The sequence below is a fragment of the Luteibacter sp. genome, from assembly GCF_036500425.1.
In the GTDB taxonomy this organism is placed as follows: domain Bacteria; phylum Pseudomonadota; class Gammaproteobacteria; order Xanthomonadales; family Rhodanobacteraceae; genus Luteibacter.
The window spans coordinates 86,683-108,207 of record NZ_DASYCB010000020.1 but is presented as its reverse complement, the minus strand read 5'-3'; the positions used below and the strand labels follow the sequence as shown (position 1 = coordinate 108,207).

The window sequence follows — 21,525 nt, the reverse complement described above, 5'->3', positions numbered from 1 at the left end:
CAATGAAGACCAAGGTCGTGATTGGGTTCCTGGGCACCCAGCTGGATGCGGGCGACAAGCCGGATCGCTGGGAGCGGTGGCGTCCAACGGTATCGCTGGGCATGCACGAGGACTTTCTGGTTGGCCGGATCGAACTCCTGGCGGATGGGCGCCGGGCTGCGCGCACACTCAAGCGGGTGGTGGACGATCTCCTCCAGGTTTCACCCGAGACCCAGGTGAAGGTTCACGACACCTATATCGAGAATCCCTGGGACTTCGAATCGGTCTACGAGACGCTCTACGCGTTCGCGCGTACGTATCCCTTCGATGTGGAGAACGAGGACTACTACATCCACATCACGACGGGTACGCACGTTGCCCAGATCTGCCTCTTCTTGCTGACCGAGAGCCGCCATCTGCCCGGTCGCCTGCTGCAGGCGTCACCACCTCGCCACTCGGGTGCCACGGCCAGCGTGGGCGAGCTGGGCGTGATTGACCTTGACCTGTCCCGCTACGACCGCCTGGCCCAGCGCTTCCAGGGTGAGCAGCAGGAAGATCGCACGCACCTGAAGAGCGGCATTGCCACGCGTAACCCAGCGTTCAACCGGATGATCGAGCAGATCGAAACGGTCGGCAGCCGGTCCACCGCACCGATCTTGCTGTTGGGGCCGACCGGCGCAGGCAAGAGCCAGCTCGCGCGCCGGCTATTCGAACTCAAGCAGGCACGCCGTGAGGTGAGTGGGCGCTTTGTCGAGGTGAACTGCGCGACCTTACGCGGCGATGGCGCGATGAGCGCGCTGTTCGGTCACGTCAAAGGGGCTTACACCGGTGCCGCGGGAGAACGCGCAGGCCTGCTTCGCAGCGCCGACAAGGGTCTGCTGTTCCTCGATGAGATCGGCGAGCTAGGTGCCGACGAGCAGGCGATGCTGTTGCGCGCGCTAGAGGACAAGCGATTCCTCCCCGTCGGTGCCGATCGCGAAGTGGGCAGCGATTTTCAGTTGATTGCCGGTACCAACCGTGAACTTGGCAAGCGTGTTACCGAGGGACGTTTTCGCGACGATCTCTATGCCCGGTTGAACATCTGGTCATTCCACCTGCCAGGTCTTGCCGAACGCCTGGAAGACATCGAGCCTAATCTTGATTTCGAGCTGGACCGCTTCGCACGGGATGAAAATCGCCGGGTCACGTTCAACAAGGAAGCCCGGACGCGTTATTTGTCGTTCGCGACATCGGGCGATGCTGCATGGTCAGGAAATTTTCGTGACCTCGGCGCATCGGTGACGCGCATGGCGACGCTTGCCCCGGCTGGGCGCATCAATGAAGCGTGCGTCGATGAAGAGCTCGCACGGTTACGCCGTTTGTGGCGCCACGAGGAAGGTGAGGGCGAAGTCCTTCGCACATTGCTCGGCGATGCCTTCGACGAAATCGATCTGTTCGATCGCGTGCAACTGGCTGAAGTAGTGAAGGTCTGCCGGCGCTCCCGCACGATCTCCGATGCGGGGCGCCAGCTCTTCGCCGCATCGCGGGCAAAGCGCGTAAGTACCAACGACGCCGATCGCCTCCGCAAGTACCTTGCGCGCTTCGACCTCAGCTGGGATGCCGTCAGCGAGGCTTAGCGCCTCGCATAGGTTACTTAGCCGCTGACGTCGCAGGTGCGGGTGCGGGTGCGGGTGCGGGTGCGTAGAAAATGCGCAGTGCGCATTCGTAATCGGTGTGCGGCATGAGGTCCATCGTGGCGCGTCGCTCGTCGAGGTGCGCGGGATCCTCTACCGGATCCATCTTCATCGCCGACAGGTCCTTCATGTTGGTACCCGAGTATTGCGTGCCGTAGCGCTGCGGTTTGCCTTCATGGCGGAGGACGCGATCAGTGAGCATGGCGACATCGCCTTTCTTCAGTTCGCCCGCTTCACCGCGTGCGGTCACCTGCGGAAGCATCGACTGCATGAACGGCACATCGTCCACCGCGTGCTGCACGAGGATGAAAGCGGCATTGACGCCCGCAAGGCCTACAGCGTTGGCGTGGGGGAAGCCATCCTTGGTGAAGCGCGCCTTGATCCAGGCAAGGTTGTCTTTATCGACCTTGGCCATCGCTTCGTAGCGGCTCTTGTCCTGGGGCGAAGCAATCCATTCGTTGCGGGTGCGTTGATCGAGCTCGAGGCGCGTGCGCAGTTCATTGCGCAGGTCGGGATCGGAGAAGCCGCCGGCCTTGTTGTCGCGTTCGACTCCATCCGCGGAGAGGGCTGGGAATGCCTTGTTCATCTTCTCCGTCCATGCTGCCACGGCCGGGCACTTCGCCGCTACGGCATCGTCCTTGGCATCAGCGAATGCGGCACCCGAGATAGCCAGGCAAAGCGTGGCCAGCGAAATTCGACGGATACGCGGGTATGGCATGGGAGTGCCCCTCCTTGAATGACTATCCGGCCCGGTGGCAAACCGGTACGGCATATAAATGATTAGGTCTGCCGTCTTTCGACGCGACGATAGGCGTCTGTGAACCCGTGGACCAGGCTTGCGACGGCCACCAACGTGGGACTACGGGATGCGTCGTCGGTTCAACGGCCTGACCGGGTTCGGGGATCAGCACATCCACATTCGCGCAGTGTGCCGCCGCAAGTATGCGCTCCGGTGGCTCAGTCCATGCGTGATGGGCGAGCTTCACCAGGCCCCAGTGAACGGGAATCATGGTGCGGGCCTTCACTTCCTGGTGCACCAGCACCGCTTGTTCGGGGCCGAGGTGCCAGTCAGGCCATTGCGCATCGTACTGGCCGGATTCAATCAGGCTGAGATCGAACGGGCCGTACTTCTCGCCGACCTCGGGAAAGCTGTCGTTGAGGCCGGTGTCGCCCGAGTAGAAGACGCGGTGATGGGGGCCGATTAATGCATAGCCGGTCCACAGAGTCTGGTTGCTACGTGCGCTAAGCCTTCCTGACGCATGCCGCGACGGCGTGGAGACGATGCTGACCGCGCCGACTTTCGCTTCCTGCCACCAATCCAGCTGGGTAAAGCGATCGCTGGGAATGCCCCAACCGACGAGATGCGAAGCGACGCCAAGCGGCACGATGAAACGTGCGCCGCGCGCATACAACGCCTGCACGGAAGCGCGGTCGAGGTGGTCGTAATGATCATGCGAGATCACCACTACATCGACGCGGGGAAGATGGTCGATCGAGACCGGTGGTGGGTACCAGCGCTTTGGGCCTAGCCACCCGAACGGCGATGTTCGCTCGCTCCAGAACGGATCGATCACGATGTTCGTGCCATCGATCTCTAGCAACATTGACGAGTGGCCGAACCAGGTCAAGCGAAGGCCGCTTGCCGGTGGCGCCTTGTATAACGGCGATGAGTCGACCGTCGGCACCGGGTGATCGGGTTCTTCGCCGGGCTGCGATTCAAAAATCTGCAGGATGCCGCCACGCAGGTTCGAGAACATGGCTTGCGGATTCTGGAATTGATCGCCTTTCCATTCCGGTGATTGCTCGTTGCGCGCGACGAATTCACCCTTGGGCAGGGTGCCGATGTTCGGCCACGCGGAAATCGCGACAAAAACCAGGAATACGACGAGGAGGGCGGCTACGTAGCCGAGATACCTGAAAAAGCGTTTCAATCCATGGGCTCCGCAAGGGTGACTCACCATAACACCGCGTAACCCTGTAGGAACGCGCTTGCGCGCGATAACCTTTCGCGAACGAGCAACATGATCTGCTGTTCGTTGCTAAGAGCTATCGCGCGTAAGCGCGCTCCTACATTTTTTGCTTAGCCCTTCGGCATCGTCGCCATGTCGATGACGAAGCGATAACGCACATCGTTCTTGGCCAGACGCACATAGGTCTCGTTGATCGAGGCCATGTCGACCATTTCGACGTCAGAGACAATGTTGTGCTCGGCGCAGAAATCCATCATCTCCTGCGTCTCCGCCATGCCACCGATCGCCGAGCCAGCGACCGCGCGACGCGGAAGCATCAGCGCACCACCCGGGAAAGCGTCGAGCGGGGTGAGGGCGCCGACGAGCACCATCGTGCCATCCAGCTTCAGGAGCATGAGGTACGGCAGGATGTCGTGGCTGACCGGCACGGTGTTCAGCAGGAAATCGAACTTCGAAGCGGCAGCTTCCATCTGCTTCGGGTCCGTCGAGACGAGCACTTCGTCAGCGCCCAGACGCTTCGCGTCGGCACCCTTGGCTTCCGAGGTGGTGATCATGGTGACGTGCGCACCCATGGCCTTGGCGAACTTCACGCCCATGTGGCCGAGACCGCCGAGGCCGATGACGCCGACCTTCTGGCCCTTGCCGACCTTCCAGTGGCGCAGCGGCGAGTAGGTGGTGATGCCGGCGCAGAGCAGCGGAGCGGCAGCCTTGAGGTCCAGCTTCTCCGAAATCTTCACCACGAAGCGCTCTTCAGTGACGATATCGGTTGAGTAGCCACCCTGCGTGGCGGTCTTCTTGTCCTGCTCGGTGCCGTTGTAGGTGAAGCTGGTATGCACCGTGCAGTACTGCTCAAGGTCCTGCTTGCACGACTCACAGGTGCGGCACGAATCGACCATGCAGCCGACGCCGGCGAAATCGCCGACCTTCAACTTGGTCACGGCGGAACCGACCGCCTTCACGCGGCCCACGATCTCGTGGCCGGGAACCATCGGGAACACCGAATTGCCCCAGTCGCCCTTAGCCTGGTGCAGGTCGGAGTGGCACACGCCGCTATAGAGAATCTCAACGTGTACGTCGTGCGCGCCCACATCGCGGCGGTTGAACGTGAACGGGACGAGGGGCGACGTGGCGTCTTTGGCGGCAAAACCGTGGACTTCAAACATGGGTGTCATCCTCTACAGGGGTCTGGGAAAGCGGGAAACAATAACCCTCAACAATCTGGCGCGCCAACGGGATTATTCGGACGAATCATTGAGGTATTCTTCATAATCATGCGCCCAGACAATCTTTCACATCTGGCGGCCTTCGCGGCCGTGGCCCGCCATAGCAGCTTCCGTAAGGCGGGCGCTGAACTTACTTTGTCGACTTCGGCCATCAGTTACGCCATCCGGGGGCTGGAGGAGCGGCTGGGGGTCATGCTCTTTCACCGGACCACCCGCAGCGTGTCGCTGACCGAAGCAGGACAACGGCTCCTCGAGCGCCTGCAGCCTGCCCTGCGTGATGTCGGTGACGCCCTGGAAGAGATGAACGACTTCCGGGCCCATCCGGCGGGAACGCTCCGCATGAACATGCCACGCGTGGCTGGCCAACTCTTGTTGCCACCGCTCCTGCCGGGCTTCCTGGCGGCCTACCCCGATATTCACGTGGAGGCTGTGGACGACGACGGGATGATCGATATCGTGGCCTCGGGCTATGACGCCGGCATCCGCTTCCACGAGGCCGTGCCCGAAGACATGATCGCCGTGCCATTTGGGGGGATGCAGAAGAGTGCCTGCGTGGCTTCTCCCGCGTACATCGCCAGGCACGGCGTGCCCTTGCATCCTTACGATCTGATGCAGCACGACTGCATCCGCTTCCGCTTTCCCAGTGGCCGGCTGTACAAATGGGAGTTCGAGCAGGGCGAAACGAAGCTGGAACTCGACGTACGTGGCCGCTGCACGTTTGGCGACTTCTGCGTCTCGGTCGACGCTGCGATTGCAGGCGTGGGCTTCACCCTGGTCATGGACGAGCAGGTGGATGAATACGTTCGCGAGGGCAAGCTCGTCCGCGTCCTCGAGGACTGGTGCCCGCCATACCCCGGCTTCATGCTCTATTACCCCCGCCAGCGCCGCGTCACCTCGGCCCTCCGCGCCTTTATCGAATACCTCCGCGACCACACCTGAAACTCCAGTCTTGCCAATAACTTGTAGGAGCGCGCTTGCGCGCGATAGGCCCCGCGTCAACGCTGCAAGCGCTAGCACCCGTCACCCTCGAGGCGTAAACTGACGCGATTGCTGCGCCGCACAACGGCGCGCGCCCACGTCCCAGGTTGCCTCTTCCCATGACCTCCGCCGCCCTCGCACTCGATTCGGGCACCGCGCCCGTCCGCGCGCCCCACGTCGGGCTCGTCATCCTCGCCCTCGCCGTCGGTGGCTTCGCCATTGGCACCACTGAATTCGCTTCGATGAGCATGCTGCCGTTGTTCGCGCAGGGCCTCGGCATCGATGCGCCGACCGCCGGCCATGCCATCAGCGCCTATGCGCTCGGTGTCGTCGTCGGTGCACCGATCATTACCGTGCTCGGCGCGCGCATGCCGCGGCGCCGGCTGCTTTTGCTGCTCATGGCGATGTTCACCGTGTTCAATGGCCTGACCGGCCTGTCGCCGAGCTACCACTGGATGCTGGTGTTCCGCTTCCTCGCCGGCCTGCCCCACGGCGCTTACTTTGGCGTGGCCGCGCTGGTGGCGAGTTCACTCGTCCCGGCTAACCGGCGTACCCGTGCGGTGGGGCAGATGTTCCTCGGCCTCACGGTGGCCACGATCGCCGGCGTACCGCTGGCGAGCTGGCTCGGCCAGCTAGTCGGTTGGCGCTGGAGTTTTGCACTGGTGGCGGTGCTCGGCATCCTCACGATGAGCGCGGTGTTCGCGTTCGCGCCGAACACGCCGGCTAACCCGAACGCCAGTCCGCTACGCGAACTTAGTGCGCTGAAGCGTTCGCAGGTGTGGATCACCCTGGGCATTGGCGCGATCGGCTTCGGCGGCATGTTCGCGGTGTATACCTACCTCGCCGACATCCTGCTCAGCGTCACGCACATGCCGCTGTCGACCGTACCTTGGATCATGGGTGTGTTCGGTGTCGGCATGACGCTCGGCAATATGATCGTCCCGGTGTTCGCCGATCGCGCGCTGATGCGCACGGCCGGTGCGCTGCTTCTCTGGGCGCTGATCGTTCTCGCGATTTTCCCGTTCACCGCGGGCAATGTATGGACGCTCGGCATCGCCGTGTTCTTCATCGGCATCAGCGGCGCGCTGGGTACCGTGCTTCAGACACGTCTCATGGATGTCGCCGGTGATGCACAGGCGTTGGCCGCTGCGCTGAACCATTCGGCATTCAACACGGCGAATGCTCTCGGGCCATTCCTGGGTGGCCTGGCTATCGCGCATGGCTACGGCTGGACCTCACCCGGTTGGGTTGGAAGTGGCCTGGCGCTTGGTGGTTTGTTGCTTTGGGGTGTTTCTATTGCTCTGGAGCGTAACAGCGAATTGCGAGAAACGACCCAGGCTTGCTGATCGGACGGACGGCAGACCTACACGTTCCTTTCCGCCTTTCAAGCGGATCTTTGAGAACATCGTTACTTGCCAATACAGAACGAGCTAAAGATCGCTCCGAGCAGGTCATCCGACGAGTAAGCGCCTGTGATTTCGCCGAGTGCCAGTTGCGCATGCCGAAGTTCTTCGGCAGCCAGTTCACCAGCATGTGCGCTGTGCAGTGCTTCGGAAGTACGCACCAGATGAGCCTCGACCCCTTCAAGTGCAACGACATGCCGGCGGCGCGCGCTGAATGCGCCATCTCCGGCACCTGCGGTAGCGAGAGCGCGGAGTGTCTTGCGCAGCGCCTCAAGGCCATCGCCAGTGCGCGCCGATAACCACAGCTTCTCGTGATCGGCTGCCTGGACATGATGAGCACGTTCACCATCAAGGTCGATCTTGTTCACGACGACGATCCGCGCAGCGTGCGGCGGTGTGCCTTCAAGAAAATCCACGTCGCCTTGGACATGCGCATCATCCGTTACCAGGATGGCGACGTCACATCGCTCAAGTTGCGCACGTGCGCGACGGATGCCTTCACGCTCCACCACATCATCGGACTCACGAAGCCCCGCCGTGTCAGCGAGCTCAAGCGTCACGCCGTCGATGCGGATCGACTCGCGCAACACATCGCGCGTGGTGCCGGCAATATCGGTAACGATCGCGCGCTCCGATCCGGCGAGCGCATTCAGCAAGCTCGACTTACCCGCATTAGGCCGGCCGACGATGGCGACGGTGATGCCATCATTGAGACGAACACCACGACGCGTCTCGGCAAGCAGCGCATCCAGGTTCACGCGCAACGCGGCGAGCTTATCGCCAATCACCGGATCTGCGAGGAAGTCGATCTCCTCTTCAGGGAAATCGATCGCAGCCTCGATGTGTACGCGCAAGCCAATGAGCTCGGCGAGCAAGGCATCCACGCGGGCTGAGAACACACCTTCCATCGAACGCAACGCGGCTCGCGCACCCGCTTCCGATGTCGCGCTGACGACATCGGCAACGGCTTCCGCCTGGGCGAGGTCCAGCTTCCCATTAAGGAACGCGCGTTCGGTGAATTCACCCGGGCGGGCGAGGCGGGCGCCGAGTGAGACGCATCGGCGGAGCAGGGCGTCGAGCAACACCGCGCTGCCGTGCCCCTGCAACTCGAGGACGTGCTCACCGGTATAGGAGGCGGGGCCGGGAAAGTAGAGCAGGATCCCGCGATCAATCAGTTCGCCGGCCGCGTCACGAAACGCGGCGAAGTGCGCGTGCCGTGGTTTCGGTTCCCGGCCGAGCATGCTCGCCGCGATCGCCGGAACCAGGGGCCCGGAAACACGAACGGCGCCGACTCCCGCCGCGCCGGCGCCGGTGGCGATGGCTGCGATGGTGTCGGCGCCGTGGGTCATCGTGACTTACGCCGTGCGGGCCTTTTCGTGGGCCTTGTCGACGCTGCGGTTGATGTACCACTGCTGGAGCAGGCTGGTCGCACCGTTGACGGTCCAGTACAGCACCAGGCCCGACGGGAAGAAGGCGAAGAACACACCGAAGATCAGCGGCATCACCTTCATCATCTTGGCCTGGGTCGGATCCATGCCCGCAGTCGGCATCATGCGCTGGGTGAGCAGCGTGACCAGGAAGTACAGCACCGGCAGGACGTAGAAGGGATCCGGCGCGGAGAGATCGTGGATCCAGCCGAAGAACGGCGCGTGGCGCAGCTCGATGGATTCTGACAGCACGCGGAGCAGGCCGATGAAGATCGGGAAGGTGATGAGGATGGGCAGGCAGCCCGCCATCGGATTCACCTTCTCCTTCTTGTACAGCTCCATCATGGCCTGCTGCATCTTCATGCGGTCGTCGCCATAGCGCTCCTTGAGCGCCTGGACACGCGGCTGCAGTTTGCGCATGCGGGCGCCCGAACGGAACTGTGCGTCGGTCAGCTTGTATAGCGCCGTCTTGATCAACAGCACCAGCAGGATGATCGCGACACCCCAGTTACCGCTGATCGCGTGCAACTGCGACAGCAACCAGTGCAGCGGGGTGGCGATGATCGTCAGCCAGCCGTAGTTCGCGGTCAGATCCAGGCCCGGCGCGATCGCGTCGAGCGTGCCTTGCAGGCGCGGGCCCACATACAGGCGGGCCAGGCTATCCGTGGTCTGGCCAGGGGCGACCGAGATCGCCGGGCCGAACGCGCGGACCAGGTAACGCGGCGTCAGCGAGGCCGGATCGACGATGTTGCTGCTGTAGGAAACGTTCTGGTCAGCGGGCGGGATCCACGCCACCAGGAAGTAATGCTGGAGCATGCTGATCCAGCCGCCAGTGATAGCGCGGTTCAGCGGCTTCTTTTCGAAGTCGGCGAAGTTCAGCGATTCAAACTTGGTCTCGGGGCCATACAAGCCCGCGCCGAGGAAGCTGTGCTGTGCCGGATCGGTGTACGACTTGAACCAGCTGGCCTTCTCGGCCGGCGCGCGCTGCAACTGCTGGTACGCATTACCCGTCCAGGTGGCCTGCGAACCGTTATCAATGCGCTGGTCCAGGTCGACCACGTAGTCCATGCGCTTCAGCGTGTAGCGCTTGGTGACCTTCACCCCCGAGGGATCAGACCAGGTCAGGTCGAGGCTGACGGACTTCTCGCCATCGGCGAGCACGGCCTCGGTTTTCTCGGCGTGGAAGAGGGCGCGGTGGTCCGGTGCGGCGCCGTTATTGCTGACCAGGCCATCCTGCGCGGCGAAGTAGGTCTTCGCGTCGTCATCCAGCAGGCGAGCCGGCGGCGGGGTCGGGTCCTTGCGGGTCACCGGCAGCGAGGGGTAGTACAGGAGTTCCGAGCGGATGATGCTGCCGCCGCGGGTATCGATGGTCAGGCGGAGCACATCGTTCTGCAGCGTGACCAGCTCGGCCTTTCCGGCCGGGGTCGCCGACGTATCCGATGGCACGTTCGCGGGGACCGCCGCACCGGGCACGCTGGCGTCGGCGCTGGGCTTGCCATCGGCCTGCGCTGCCGCGACGGGCTGGGCGGGCGGCTTCGGAGCGTAATCCTGCTCCCACTGCGTCCACAGCACATACGCCACGAACGCGAGCGCAAAGAAGAGAAGGGTACGCGTTTGATTCATCAGCTTAAGCCAGATCCGTTAGGCACCGCGGCCGATATAAGGACGGGCAGGCGGGCGGGAAAGAGGTCAACGCGAGATTGTGCCGTCGGCACCCTCGCGCTTCAACGGCTTGATGCGACGGAGCAGGCCATCCAGTTCCGCCAACAGGACGTCACCGGGGACTTCAACCGCGCTGTCGCGAGCCATGACGAGGATATCGACGGGCGGCAGGTCTGGCCGTGCGCGGCGAAACGCCTCACGCGCCAGGCGCTTGATGCGGTTCCTGTCCACGGCACGCTTGGAGCAACGCTTGGATATCGCCAGGCCAAGCCGGGCGGTATCGGTCGTGTTGTTTCCGAAGCGCAAAAGAAAACAGCGGCCGCCGAGGCGACCGCTGACATTTCGCAGGGCGGCGAAGTCGGCGGCGCGGCGTAGCCGCGCATCGCGCGGCAGGGCTGCGGCACGCACGACCGGCGTACCGATTACGGGATCAGGCGCTTACGACCCTTCGCGCGACGGGCGTTCAGGATCTTGCGGCCATCGGCCGTGGCCATACGGGCGCGGAAGCCGTGGGTACGGGCGCGCTTGAGCTTGCTGGGCTGGAAAGTACGCTTCATGGCGCTTGCATCCGGATGAAGATCAAAATTGGCCCAAAAGTATGCGGGACATTCCCGAAGGATGTCAAGCGCTTGGCTATGGGATGACAGGATGCCCCGTGCAGGGCGTACACCGAGGCCGTGCTGGAAGGCTGGTAGACTTCATCGTCCACCCTGCGCGCAAGCGCCCCTTCACGCTGTGGCAAAGAATACCCGATGAGTGATCTCTGGAGGCGCTGTCTTGAGCGTCTTGATGGCGAATTGAGCCCCGAAGACGTCCATACCTGGCTCATGCCCTTGCAGGCCCGGGAAGACGGCACGGGCCTGTACCTGTACGCGCCAAACCCGTATTCGCTGGATACGATCCGCAGCCAGTTCCTGGTCCGCATCGAAGCGATCATCGAACACCTGGCGGGTCATCCCCTGCCCGTGCGCCTCGAAGTGGGTTCGCACGGCAGCCGCCCCGCGCCCGCTCGGCCCGCATCCGCCGTGGCCGCAAGCATGCATGCACCGTCCGCCGCTTCCACGTCGGCGATGCATGTGCAAGCCGCGCCCGAGCCGCCGCATCAGCACAACCTGGATCCGCACTACACGTTCGAGACGTTCGTTGAAGGCAAATCCAACCAGTTGGGCAAGGCCGCGGCGATGCAGGTCGCGATGAACCCCGGTCGCGCCTACAACCCGCTGCTTCTGTATGGCGGCACCGGTCTCGGCAAGACCCATCTCATGCATGCCGCCGGTAACCTGCTCGTGCAGAACAACCCCGGCGCGAAGGTGCTCTACCTTCGTTCGGAACAGTTCGTCAGCGGCATGGTGAAGGCGCTGCAGCAAAAGAACATGGATGACTTCAAGCGCCGATTCCGTTCGGTGGACGCGCTGCTTATCGACGATATCCAGTTCTTCGCCGGCAAGGACACCACACAGGAAGAGTTCTTCCACACGTTCAATGCGCTGTTCGAAGCAAAGCAGCAGATCATCCTTACCTGCGATCGCTATCCCAAGGAACTGGACAAGCTCGAGCCACGGCTGAAATCGCGCCTGGGTTGGGGTCTGTCGGTGGCGATCGAGCCACCGGACTTCGAGACCCGCGCTGCGATCCTGCTGTCCAAGGCGACCGATAAGGACATGGCGTTATCGGAAGACGTGGCGATGCTGCTCGCACGCCGCATCCGCTCCAACGTGCGTGATCTTGAAGGCGCTCTCAACACGCTGGCCGCACGCGCGAACTTCTATCGCCGCGACATCACCACGGATTTCGCGGAAGAGACCCTTCGCGACCTGCTTAACACGCATGCACAGGCGGTCACGGTACCGAACATCCAGAAGACCGTCGCGGACTACTACCAGGTGCGCCTGTCCGACCTGCTCTCCAAGCGCCGTGTGCGCTCCTTGGCGCGCCCGCGACAGGTCGCCATGGCCCTGTCCAAGGAACTTACCGAGCACAGCCTGCCGGAGATTGGCGAGGCCTTTGGCGGTCGCGACCATACGACGGTGCTCCACGCCTGTCGCACGATCCGCGGTTTCTGTGAGAAAGACGTGCGCATGCGGCAGGATTGGGAACAGCTAATACGTATCTTGACTGGCTGAGAACCTGTGGATAATAGGTGGACGACCTGAGGACGGTTTCAGGCTTCAGAGTTATCCACAATGCACCCACATGAAACCGCCCGTCAAAGCCAGTCGATATTATTCTGTAAGAAGTTGAAAGGGAACGAGTTATCTGACTTTTCAAGATATCCACCGGCCCTATAACAACCACTATAAAATCTTTAAAACCTTAAAAGCAGGAGAAGGGGTCGCATGCAATTCAGCATCCAGAGGGAAGTTCTGCTCAAACCCCTGCAGCAGGTCGTGGGCGTTGTAGAACGCCGACAGACGCTGCCCGTCTTGGCTAACCTGCTGGTACGTGCCTCCGGTAGCGAGGTGTCCTTTACCGGCACGGATCTCGAAGTCGAGATGGTGGCCACCACCGCCGCGGACGCCGTGCAGGAAGGTGAGATCACGATTCCAGCCCGCAAGCTATTCGATATCGTTCGCGCACTGCCCGATGGTGCGAAGATCGATCTGAAGCTAAACGGCGATCGCATCGCGTTGAACGCAGGCCGCAGCCGGTTCACCCTGGCGACGCTACCGGCGACTGAGTTCCCGACCATCGATGAAATCGAGTTGGTCGAGCGCGTGACCCTGCCTGAGGAAGTACTGCGCGATCTGATGGAACGCACCGCATTCGCCATGGCGAATCAGGATGTCCGTTATTACCTCAACGGCATGCTGCTCGATCTACAGGAACACACGCTGCGTTGCGTTGCGACCGATGGCCATCGCCTGGCACTGAAGGAAACCCGCCTGGAGAGCTCTGTGTCGGCGCGTCGCCAGATCATCATCCCCCGCAAGGGTGTGAATGAGCTAATCGGCTTGTTTGAGTCGGGCGAGGGCACGGTGGAGCTCGAGTTTGGTCGGAATCACCTCCGCGTTCGCCGCGGTGGCGTGCAGTTCACCTCGAAGCTCATCGACGGTCGCTTCCCGGATTACGAAGCGGTGATCCCGCTGGGTGCCGACAAGACCGCCACGATCGAGCGCGATGTCCTGCGTAGCGCCCTGCAGCGCGCCGCGATTCTTTCCAATGAAAAGTACCGCGGCGTGAAACTCGAGCTGCAGCCCGGTCACATCAAGATCGTGGCGCACAACCCGGAGCAGGAAGAAGCCCAGGAAGAAGTCGAAGCCGAGACAGTCGTCAGCGATCTCGCGGTCGGCTTCAACGTCGGATATTTGCTGGATGCCCTGGGCGCACTGCGCGGTGACAAGGTTCGCCTGAACCTTCGTGACGCCCAGTCCAGCTGCCTGCTGCAGGAAGAGGGCAACGATGAAGCTCGCCACGTGGTGATGCCGCTTCGCCTCTGACCCCACGACCGGGTAAAGTTCGGCCACGACGCCGGGGATGTCTTCGACACCCCCGGCGTCGTTCGTTTTGGCATGGGATGAAGGCGGGGAATGAAGTTCGAGTCGCTGCGAATCGCTGGCCTGCGTTGCCTGGAAGGGGTTTCGATCACGCCGGCACCGGGGATCAATGTCTTCGTAGGTGCCAATGGCGCTGGAAAGACGAGCGTGCTCGAGGCCGCCTACCTGCTCTCGCATGGGCGTTCGTTTCGATCGGGGTCGCGGGACATCCTACTGAGGCGAGGTAGTACGGCGCTCTCGGTGTTTGCTGAGGTCAGCTCAGGTGACGGGCGAACGAGGCGGCTCGGGCTGGGACGGGAGAGCGGCCGCTGGCAGGCGAGAGTGGATGGCGATACCGTCTCACTTGGCTCCTTGGTCCAGGAGTGCGCCGTGGTCTGTTTCGAGCCAGGCTCGCACGACCTCATCGCCGGAGGCTCGGAAGAGCGCCGACAGTTCCTCGATTGGGGTTTGTTCCACGTGGAACACGCGTTTGTGAATCAGTGGCGCCGCTACCAACGGGCGTTGAAGCAAAGAAACGCGTTGCTGCGCGCTGGCTCACCTCTGGATCCTAGTCTCATCGAACCGTGGGAATCTGAACTAGCGGGGTCAGGGGAGGCGCTATCCGCTTTCCGTCAGGGCTACCTTGACCGGCTTCTTCCCCATATCTGCGGTTTCATGAGCAACGTCCTTCCAGAACTTGGCGAGTTCGTCGTCCGCTACAAGCCGGGCTGGGACGAAGCCAACGATCTGGCAACAACGCTGGTTGAGCGCCGCCACCGCGATCTGGCTCGGGGGCATACGACCGCTGGCCCGCATCGAGCTGACTTCTCAGTCGCCTTCGAGCACGCTCCGCTGCGTGAGCACCTCTCTCGCGGCCAGGAAAAGCTCTGCGCCCTGGCCTGCCTGCTCGGTCAGGCCTCGCTACACGCCGAAATGCGAGGCGAATGGCCGGTCATCTGTCTCGATGACCTTGCTTCGGAGCTCGATCGTACCCATCAAGAGTGGGTGGTTGCCCAGCTCATGGGCCGCGATGTGCAGGTGCTGGTGACGGGTACCGAGATCCCCCATGCCCTTGCCGACCAGCCGGTCACAGTGTTCCACGTGGAACAGGGTGCTGTGACGGTTTTGCTATAATCGACCGACTGTCCTGGTGATGCGCCTAGCGCGTGCCGGGGCCTCCTGCGTCATTACCAGGCCTCGCATGAACGAACCTCTCGATCCGACCAACACGAACGCTTACGACTCCGGCAGCATCAAGGTCCTCAAGGGCCTGGACGCGGTCCGTAAGCGCCCCGGTATGTATATCGGCGATACGGACGACGGCACCGGCTTGCACCACATGGTGTTCGAGGTGGTGGATAACGCCATCGACGAAGCGCTTGCCGGTTACTGCGACTACGTGACGGTGACCATCCTGCAGGACGGCTCGGTCAGTGTGTCTGACAACGGCCGCGGCATCCCGGTGGATACCCATCCGGAAGAGGGCAGGTCCACCGCCGAAGTGGTCATGACCGTGCTCCACGCCGGCGGAAAGTTCGATGCGAACTCATACAAGGTGTCTGGCGGCCTCCATGGCGTCGGCGTCTCCGTGGTCAACGCGCTCAGCTCCAGCCTGTGGCTGACGATCTGGCGCGACGGCAAGACCTGGACCCAGGAATATGCCCACGGCGAGCCCGTGGCGCCCATCGCGCCCACCGGGGATACCACCCGCCGCGGCACCATGGTCCGCTTCCTGCCCAGCCGCCTCACGTTCACCAACAACTATGAGTTCCACTACGACATCCTCGCGAAGCGTCTCCGCGAGCTGGCGTTCCTGAACTCCGGCGTCACGATCGAACTCGTCGATGAGCGCAACGATCGTAAGGACATCTTTGCGTACGAGGGCGGCATCAAGTCCTTCGTGCAGCACCTGGCGCAGCTGAAGACGGCCCTGCACCCCTCGGTCATCAACTTCAGTTCCACTACGGATGGCATCACCGTCGAACTGGCCATGCAGTGGACGGATGCCTACCAGGAGACGATGTTCTGCTTCACCAACAATATTCCCCAGCGTGATGGCGGTACCCACCTCACGGGCTTCCGCGCGGCGCTGACCCGCACGCTGCAGAGCTACATTGAGAAGGAAGGCCTGGCCAAGAACGCCAAGGTCGCGCTTTCCGGCGACGACATGCGCGAAGGCGTGATCGCCGTGCTCTCGGTCAAGGTGCCAGACCCGAAGTTCTCCTCGCAGACCAAGGACAAGCTCGTTTCCAGCGAGGTGAAAACCGCGGTGGAGCAGGTCGTCAACGACAAGCTCGCCGAGTTCCTGCTGGAAAACCCGAACGAAGCCAAGGCCATCGCTTCGAAGGCCGTCGACGCGGCTCGCGCCCGCGAGGCTGCGCGCAAAGCGCGCGAGATGACTCGCCGCAAGGGCGCGCTGGATATCGCCGGCCTGCCGGGCAAACTGGCGGATTGCCAGGAAAAGGATCCCGCGCTTTCCGAACTGTTCCTGGTCGAGGGCGATTCCGCAGGTGGCTCGGCCAAGCAGGGCCGTAATCGCCGTACCCAGGCCGTGCTCCCGCTGAAGGGCAAGATCCTCAACGTCGAGAAAGCTCGTTTCGACAAGATGATCTCATCGGCCGAAGTCGGCACGCTGATCACGGCGCTCGGCACCGGCATCGGCAAGGACGAGTACAACCCCGACAAACTGCGCTACCACCGCATCATCATCATGACCGATGCGGACGTGGACGGTTCGCACATCCGTACCCTGCTGCTGACCTTCTTCTACCGCCAGATGCCCGAGCTGATCGAGCGCGGCCACGTGTATATCGGCCTGCCGCCGCTGTACAAGGTGAAGCAAGGCAAGCAGGAGCTTTACATCAAGGACGACACCGTCCTGAACGACTTCCTGATTTCGAGCGCCGTCGACAATGCGTCGCTCGAGCCGGAAGAGGGTGCGCCGGGCATCGGTGGCGAGCCGATCGAGAAGCTGTTGCGTGACTACCAGGCGGCACTCGACCAGATCGAGCGCATGTCGCATCGTTTCGATACATCCGTGCTCACCGCGATGATCGAGCATGCACCGCTGGAAGAGCGCTTCTGGAGCGATGCCACGGCCATGCAGGCCTGGCTCGACGGCATCGCCACGCGGCTTAGCGCGAGTGGCCTCGGCAAGCCTACCTACACGCTGCGTTTCCGCCCGGCACTGAACGAGCAGGGCGCGGCGGTGGAAGTCGAGCGCATGCAGCACGGCCTCAGCCACACCTGGATCATGAACCAGGCGTTCTTCAGCGGCATCGATTTCCGCGCGATCGCGACGATCAGCGCCCAGCTTGCCGAGCTCAGCCTGAAGCCGGGCGCCGTGATTCGCCGTGGCAATGGCTCCCGCGGGGTGACCCGTTTTGCAGAAGTGCGCACCTGGCTGCTCGACGAAGCGAAGAAGGGCCGTACGATCCAGCGCTTCAAGGGCCTCGGTGAAATGAACCCGGAGCAGCTGTGGGAGACCACGGTGAACCCGGAGACGCGCCGCATGCTCCAGGTCGGTGTCGAAGACGCCGTCGCCGCCGACCAGATGTTCTCGATGTTGATGGGTGAAGCGGTCGAACCGCGTCGCGACTTCATCGAGTCGAACGCGCTGAAGGTTGCCAACCTGGATATCTGATTCCGCCCAATCACCTGGCGAATTAGATCGAAACGCCCGGTCGTCGAAAGACGGCCGGGCGTTTTCGTATCCTCAACGTTCGCCGGCGTAGGGTGGATCGAAAAGACGATTTCAAGGGCCAAAAAGCACCCCAATTTCGTCAGCGCCAACGTTCTTATAACAAGTCATTGTTTTGACTCTTCTTTTTTGTCGCGATGCGACTTGTTCTTAGGAATCAAATCGGGTTAACCTCTCTAGTCCCCCGGAGCACCGCCGCGTGCGACGACTCCTTCCACCGAGGTCAGTCAATGAAACAGGGTTTCTTCAACAAGATGGCGCTCGCTACCGCGATCGCTCTTTCACTTGCCAGTGGCGCTGTCGTTGCAAAAGACAAGCCTGCCGACGTCAAGAAGGAAGTGCTGTATCCGAACGCCACTCGCGCGGAACCCAAGCTCGACCTGAAGACCGAGAAGGATCAGAAGGCCATCAACGAAGGCCTCGACGCTGCCAACAACGGCGACAAGGAAAACGCACTCAAGATCCTGCAGCCGCTCGCCGATGGTTCGGCTACGAGCAGCAAGTACGCCCAGGCGCTCGCCCTGCAGGGCATCGCGAACATGAAGTACAACGATGGCGACGTTAAGGGCGCTATCACCACGCTCAAGCAGGCCCTCGATATCGGCGTCATGCCGAACGACACCTACTTCCAGCTGAAGTACATGTACACGCAGTTCCTCGTCGCCGATGAGCAGTACGCGCCGGCGCTGCAGTCGCTGCACGAGTGGCGCGACCAGGGCAAGAAGGAAACCGCTGAGTCGTACGGCCTCGAAGGCAACATCGATTACCGCCTCGAGAAGTACCCGGAAGCCATCGCCGCCATCACCAAGGCGAAGTCGATGCCGGACGCGAAGCCGCAGGGCTCGTGGGACCAGATCCTGATGGCCAGCTATTCGGAAACCGGCCAGGGTGACAAGGCCGCCCAGATGGCCTCCGATGAACTCGCCAAGAACCCGAACGATGCGACCGCGCTGAACAATGCGACCTCGTCGCTGATCCAGGCGCAGAAGTATCCGGAAGCGATCGCCCTGATGGAGAAGGCGCACACCGCCGGCGCCATCAAGGACGAGAAGCAGTATGTGAACTTCGCCAAGATCTACCTGATCGACGGCCAGAACAACGATTCCCGCCAGAAGGCCAATGCCCAGAAGGCTGCTGCCATCCTCAAGGAAGGCATGGACAAGGGTGTCGTGCAGAAGACCGGCGAGAATTACAACCTGCTCTCCGACTCGTACATCACCGCTGACGACATGGGCAGCGCGACTACCGCGTTGAACGAAGCCGTCAAGGTCGCGACCAATGGCGAACCGGCACTCAAGCTGGCTCGTGTAAATCTCCAACAGAACAAATACGCCGCTGCCGAAAAGGCCGCGACGGACGCCATCAGCAAGGGCGTGCAGCATAAAGGCCAGGCCTATATGGTGCGTGCGGAAGCCAAGCGTGGTCAGAAGAACAAGCAGGGTGCTATCGCGGACATGAAGCTCGCGGCGCAGGATCCTGAAACGTCTGCCAAGGCTAACGCCTGGTTGAAAACCGCAGGTAATCAGTAAGGCCTTGTAAAGTGCCGGAAGGGGGGCTTGTGGCCTGCCATGAAACTTCCCTTCAGGCGCTATACAAACGCCATATGCTGGTGTAACTTGCTTCTTTTCCGCTTGCAAAAACCCGCGTTCAGGCCATGTGATATTGCCGACGCCGGGAAGCAGCGGGCCCACTTCCGCTTGATTAGCTCTTGATAGTGACTGATGGCCTCAAGTAACGAATCAACCGGCCAAGCGCCGTTTAGTTGGGGGCGCACAAGTGCGTTGGCTGTTGCCATCGCGCTGCACTCGTTCGCCTTCCTGCTGCTGGTAGCGCCCATGGCGCCGCCCAAGTCGCAGGAAAAGCAGAAGGATAAGGTGGTCCAGGTCGATTTTATCGAGCCGCCGCCGCCGCCCCCCCCGCCGCCGCCGCCGCCCCCGGAACCCCCGAAGCAGCCGCCGCCGAAGATCATTCAGCAGGTGAAGCCGCCGCCGACACCGCCGCCGCCGGCTCCGCCGCCGCCGGCTGTTGAAGAGGCGAGCACGAATGCCGTTCCGGCACCGCCTCCGGCGCCTCCCGCGCCGCCGGCACCGCCTGCGGATATCGCGCCGAGCGAAAATCTGTCGTACCGTCAGCGTAACCCGCCAAAGTATCCGCCGCAGGCGGTTCGCCAGCGGCATGAAGGTACGGTGGTTCTTCTGGTTCTCGTGGCTGTCGACGGTACGCCGAAAGACATCCAGATCGACCAGTCGAGCGGTTTCCGCGAACTGGACAAGGCAGCGCAGGATGCGGCCAGGAACTGGCGATTCAACCCGGGCAAGCGAGGCGGTCAGGCCGTCGAAGGCTATGCACGTGTCCCCGTTACGTTCAACCTAAACCAGCTGTAAGCCCCCACCGCTTACAACTTTTAAGTTCACGCTTGACTTCCCAAGGGTAGCGTTATGTTGCAAGACACCTCCGCTCAGCCTGCTACGCCAGGTAACTCCAATGCCGACGCCCTCAAGCAGATGGGCTTCGACCACCTCATTCACAACTTCGACTTTCTCGGTTGGATTGTGTTCGTGGTGCTGGTCGCGATGTCCATCCTCTCGTGGTACTTCATCGTCGCCAACTTCATCCGTAACAGCATGGTGCGTTCGCGCGCCGACAAGGTGATCCAGGGCTTCTGGAACACGGCGTCGACGCAGGAAGCCATTCGTATGCTCGAAGAGCAGCCGAAGGGCGAACCGTTCTCGAAGATCGCGCTCGATGCCGCTTCGGCCGTCGCTCACCACCAGCAGGCTGCTGGCGGTCGCCTCGCCGAGTCGCTGTCGCGTTCGGAATTCATCGATCGCGCCCTTCGCCAGGCCGTGGCTCGTGAGAGCCTGCGTCTCGAAGGCGGCCTGACCCTGCTCGCCACGGTCGGTTCGTCGGCACCGTTCATCGGTCTGCTCGGTACGGTGTGGGGTATTTACCACGCACTTATCGGCATCGCCGCTTCGGGTTCGGCCTCGATGGATAAGGTCGCTGGCCCCGTCGGTGAAGCTCTGATCATGACCGCGTTCGGTCTGTTCACCGCTATCCCGGCCGTGCTTGCGTACAACTTCTTCATGCGCTCGAACCGCCTGACCTACGCCCAGTTCGACGAATTCGCGCACGACCTGCACGACTTCTTCGCCACCGGCGCCCGTGTCGAAGGCACGAAGTAATCGTTAGAGGAATTGACCCATGGCTATGAGCAGCGGGGGCAACTCCGGTGGGCCGATGTCAGAAATCAACGTCACGCCGCTCGTCGACGTGATGCTGGTTCTGCTGATCATCTTCATGATCACGGCACCACTGATGTCCCATAAGGTCCAGATCGATCTGCCGAAGGCTAATCCGAACGTAAAGGATGACACCCCGGTGGAGCCGCTGGATCTCGCGGTTAAGCCGGACGGTACGTACTTCCTCAATGACAACGAAGTCACTGAGGCTGAGTTGAAGGGTCAGTTCGCGGTTGCGGCGGCAAAGTCGCCGCAGCCGGAGCTCCAGATCCGCGCCGACCGCACCACCGAATATAAGGTGGTGAAGAAGATCCTTGGCGATGCCAAGGACGCCGGCATGGTCCACGTCGGCTTCATGTCGACTGGCAAGGAGTAACGAAATGGCATTCAGTTCAGGCAATTCCGGTGGCCCGATGTCGGACATCAACGTCACGCCGCTCGTCGACGTGATGCTGGTGCTCCTGATCATCTTCATGATCACGGCTCCGATGCTGTCGCATAAGATCAAGATCGATCTGCCGCAGCCGAATCCGAACATCGTCAATCCAGAAAATCCGCCGGATCCCGTCCGGCTGCAGATCCGCCAGGATGGCTCGCTGTATTGGAACGACACGCCGGTTGACGAGTTGGGCCTTCGCGCCCAGATCGCGGTGATCGCCCAGCAGTCGAACCAGCCGGAACTGCAGATCGACGCGGATGACGCGGTTCAGTACGAGGTCGTGGCTCGCGTGCTTTCTGACGCGAAGGGCCAGGGCCTGACCAAGATCGGCTTCGTTAATTCGCAGTAACCGATCG

Annotated in this window: 19 protein-coding genes; 12 read left to right on the top strand and 7 right to left on the bottom strand. The window is 62.0% G+C overall.

What is annotated here, in order from left to right; translation table 11 throughout:
* The first annotated feature begins 2 nt into the window (after window positions 1–2).
* A complete protein-coding gene (rtcR, locus tag VGN46_RS04710; protein ID WP_331641157.1) occupies window positions 3–1,595 on the top strand; it encodes an RNA repair transcriptional activator RtcR in 1,593 nt (530 codons plus the stop codon).
* Between the two features lie 13 nt (window positions 1,596–1,608).
* Here the strand turns inward: rtcR and VGN46_RS04705 are convergent, their stop codons facing one another.
* The 3 genes from VGN46_RS04705 to VGN46_RS04695 form a co-directional block, all read right to left on the bottom strand.
* Window positions 1,609–2,370, bottom strand: a complete 762-nt coding sequence (locus tag VGN46_RS04705) for a DUF6624 domain-containing protein (protein ID WP_331641154.1) — start codon at window positions 2,368–2,370, stop codon at window positions 1,609–1,611.
* A gap of 22 nt (window positions 2,371–2,392) precedes the next feature.
* Window positions 2,393–3,583: an MBL fold metallo-hydrolase gene (locus tag VGN46_RS04700; protein ID WP_331641152.1), complete on the bottom strand. Its 1,191-nt coding sequence runs from the start codon at window positions 3,581–3,583 to the stop codon at window positions 2,393–2,395.
* Between the two features lie 149 nt (window positions 3,584–3,732).
* Window positions 3,733–4,785, bottom strand: coding sequence for an NAD(P)-dependent alcohol dehydrogenase (locus VGN46_RS04695; protein ID WP_331641150.1), 1,053 nt, complete (start codon window positions 4,783–4,785; stop codon window positions 3,733–3,735).
* Window positions 4,786–4,893: 108 nt separating this feature from the next.
* On the opposite strand from VGN46_RS04695, the gene VGN46_RS04690 reads away from it, so the two are divergent.
* Together VGN46_RS04690 and VGN46_RS04685 are read left to right on the top strand one after the other, a co-directional pair.
* A complete protein-coding gene (locus tag VGN46_RS04690) occupies window positions 4,894–5,784 on the top strand; it encodes a LysR family transcriptional regulator (RefSeq protein ID WP_331641148.1) in 891 nt (296 codons plus the stop codon).
* Window positions 5,785–5,942: 158 nt separating this feature from the next.
* Complete coding sequence (locus VGN46_RS04685) at window positions 5,943–7,169, top strand: MFS transporter (protein WP_331641146.1); 1,227 nt, start codon at window positions 5,943–5,945, stop codon at window positions 7,167–7,169.
* 62 nt (window positions 7,170–7,231) lie between these two features.
* On the opposite strand, the gene mnmE is transcribed toward VGN46_RS04685, so the two are convergent.
* From mnmE to rpmH, 4 genes are all read right to left on the bottom strand, one after another.
* Complete coding sequence (mnmE, locus tag VGN46_RS04680) at window positions 7,232–8,575, bottom strand: tRNA uridine-5-carboxymethylaminomethyl(34) synthesis GTPase MnmE (RefSeq protein WP_331641144.1); 1,344 nt, start codon at window positions 8,573–8,575, stop codon at window positions 7,232–7,234.
* A 6-nt stretch (window positions 8,576–8,581) separates the two neighbouring features.
* Window positions 8,582–10,276, bottom strand: coding sequence for a membrane protein insertase YidC (yidC, locus tag VGN46_RS04675; RefSeq protein WP_331641142.1), 1,695 nt, complete (start codon window positions 10,274–10,276; stop codon window positions 8,582–8,584).
* 66 nt (window positions 10,277–10,342) lie between these two features.
* Complete coding sequence (gene rnpA, locus VGN46_RS04670) at window positions 10,343–10,723, bottom strand: ribonuclease P protein component (protein ID WP_331641140.1); 381 nt, start codon at window positions 10,721–10,723, stop codon at window positions 10,343–10,345.
* 14 nt (window positions 10,724–10,737) lie between these two features.
* Window positions 10,738–10,872 carry a 50S ribosomal protein L34 gene (gene rpmH, locus VGN46_RS04665; RefSeq protein WP_008211413.1) on the bottom strand — a complete coding sequence of 45 codons (135 nt, stop codon included), beginning with the start codon at window positions 10,870–10,872 and terminating at the stop codon, window positions 10,738–10,740.
* Between the two features lie 195 nt (window positions 10,873–11,067).
* Here rpmH and dnaA point away from each other — a divergent pair, with 195 nt between their 5' ends.
* The 9 genes from dnaA (at window position 11,068) to VGN46_RS04620 (ending at window position 21,518) form a co-directional block, all read left to right on the top strand.
* Window positions 11,068–12,438: a chromosomal replication initiator protein DnaA gene (gene dnaA, locus VGN46_RS04660; protein WP_331641125.1), complete on the top strand. Its 1,371-nt coding sequence runs from the start codon at window positions 11,068–11,070 to the stop codon at window positions 12,436–12,438.
* Window positions 12,439–12,651: 213 nt separating this feature from the next.
* Complete coding sequence (gene dnaN, locus VGN46_RS04655) at window positions 12,652–13,752, top strand: DNA polymerase III subunit beta (protein WP_331641124.1); 1,101 nt, start codon at window positions 12,652–12,654, stop codon at window positions 13,750–13,752.
* A 90-nt stretch (window positions 13,753–13,842) separates the two neighbouring features.
* Window positions 13,843–14,922 (top strand): DNA replication/repair protein RecF, encoded by a 1,080-nt coding sequence (gene recF, locus VGN46_RS04650; RefSeq protein ID WP_331641123.1) that lies wholly within the window; start codon window positions 13,843–13,845, stop codon window positions 14,920–14,922.
* Between the two features lie 67 nt (window positions 14,923–14,989).
* Window positions 14,990–17,431 (top strand): DNA topoisomerase (ATP-hydrolyzing) subunit B, encoded by a 2,442-nt coding sequence (gene gyrB, locus VGN46_RS04645; RefSeq protein ID WP_331641122.1) that lies wholly within the window; start codon window positions 14,990–14,992, stop codon window positions 17,429–17,431.
* A gap of 287 nt (window positions 17,432–17,718) precedes the next feature.
* Window positions 17,719–19,017 carry a tetratricopeptide repeat protein gene (locus VGN46_RS04640; RefSeq protein WP_331641121.1) on the top strand — a complete coding sequence of 433 codons (1,299 nt, stop codon included), beginning with the start codon at window positions 17,719–17,721 and terminating at the stop codon, window positions 19,015–19,017.
* Between the two features lie 252 nt (window positions 19,018–19,269).
* Window positions 19,270–19,872: an energy transducer TonB gene (locus VGN46_RS04635; RefSeq protein WP_414675219.1), complete on the top strand. Its 603-nt coding sequence runs from the start codon at window positions 19,270–19,272 to the stop codon at window positions 19,870–19,872.
* Window positions 19,873–19,926: 54 nt separating this feature from the next.
* A complete protein-coding gene (locus VGN46_RS04630) occupies window positions 19,927–20,673 on the top strand; it encodes a MotA/TolQ/ExbB proton channel family protein (protein WP_331641117.1) in 747 nt (248 codons plus the stop codon).
* 19 nt (window positions 20,674–20,692) lie between these two features.
* A complete protein-coding gene (locus VGN46_RS04625) occupies window positions 20,693–21,106 on the top strand; it encodes a biopolymer transporter ExbD (RefSeq protein ID WP_331641115.1) in 414 nt (137 codons plus the stop codon).
* A 4-nt stretch (window positions 21,107–21,110) separates the two neighbouring features.
* Window positions 21,111–21,518, top strand: coding sequence for a biopolymer transporter ExbD (locus tag VGN46_RS04620; RefSeq protein WP_331641113.1), 408 nt, complete (start codon window positions 21,111–21,113; stop codon window positions 21,516–21,518).
* Window positions 21,519–21,525 lie beyond the last annotated feature (7 nt).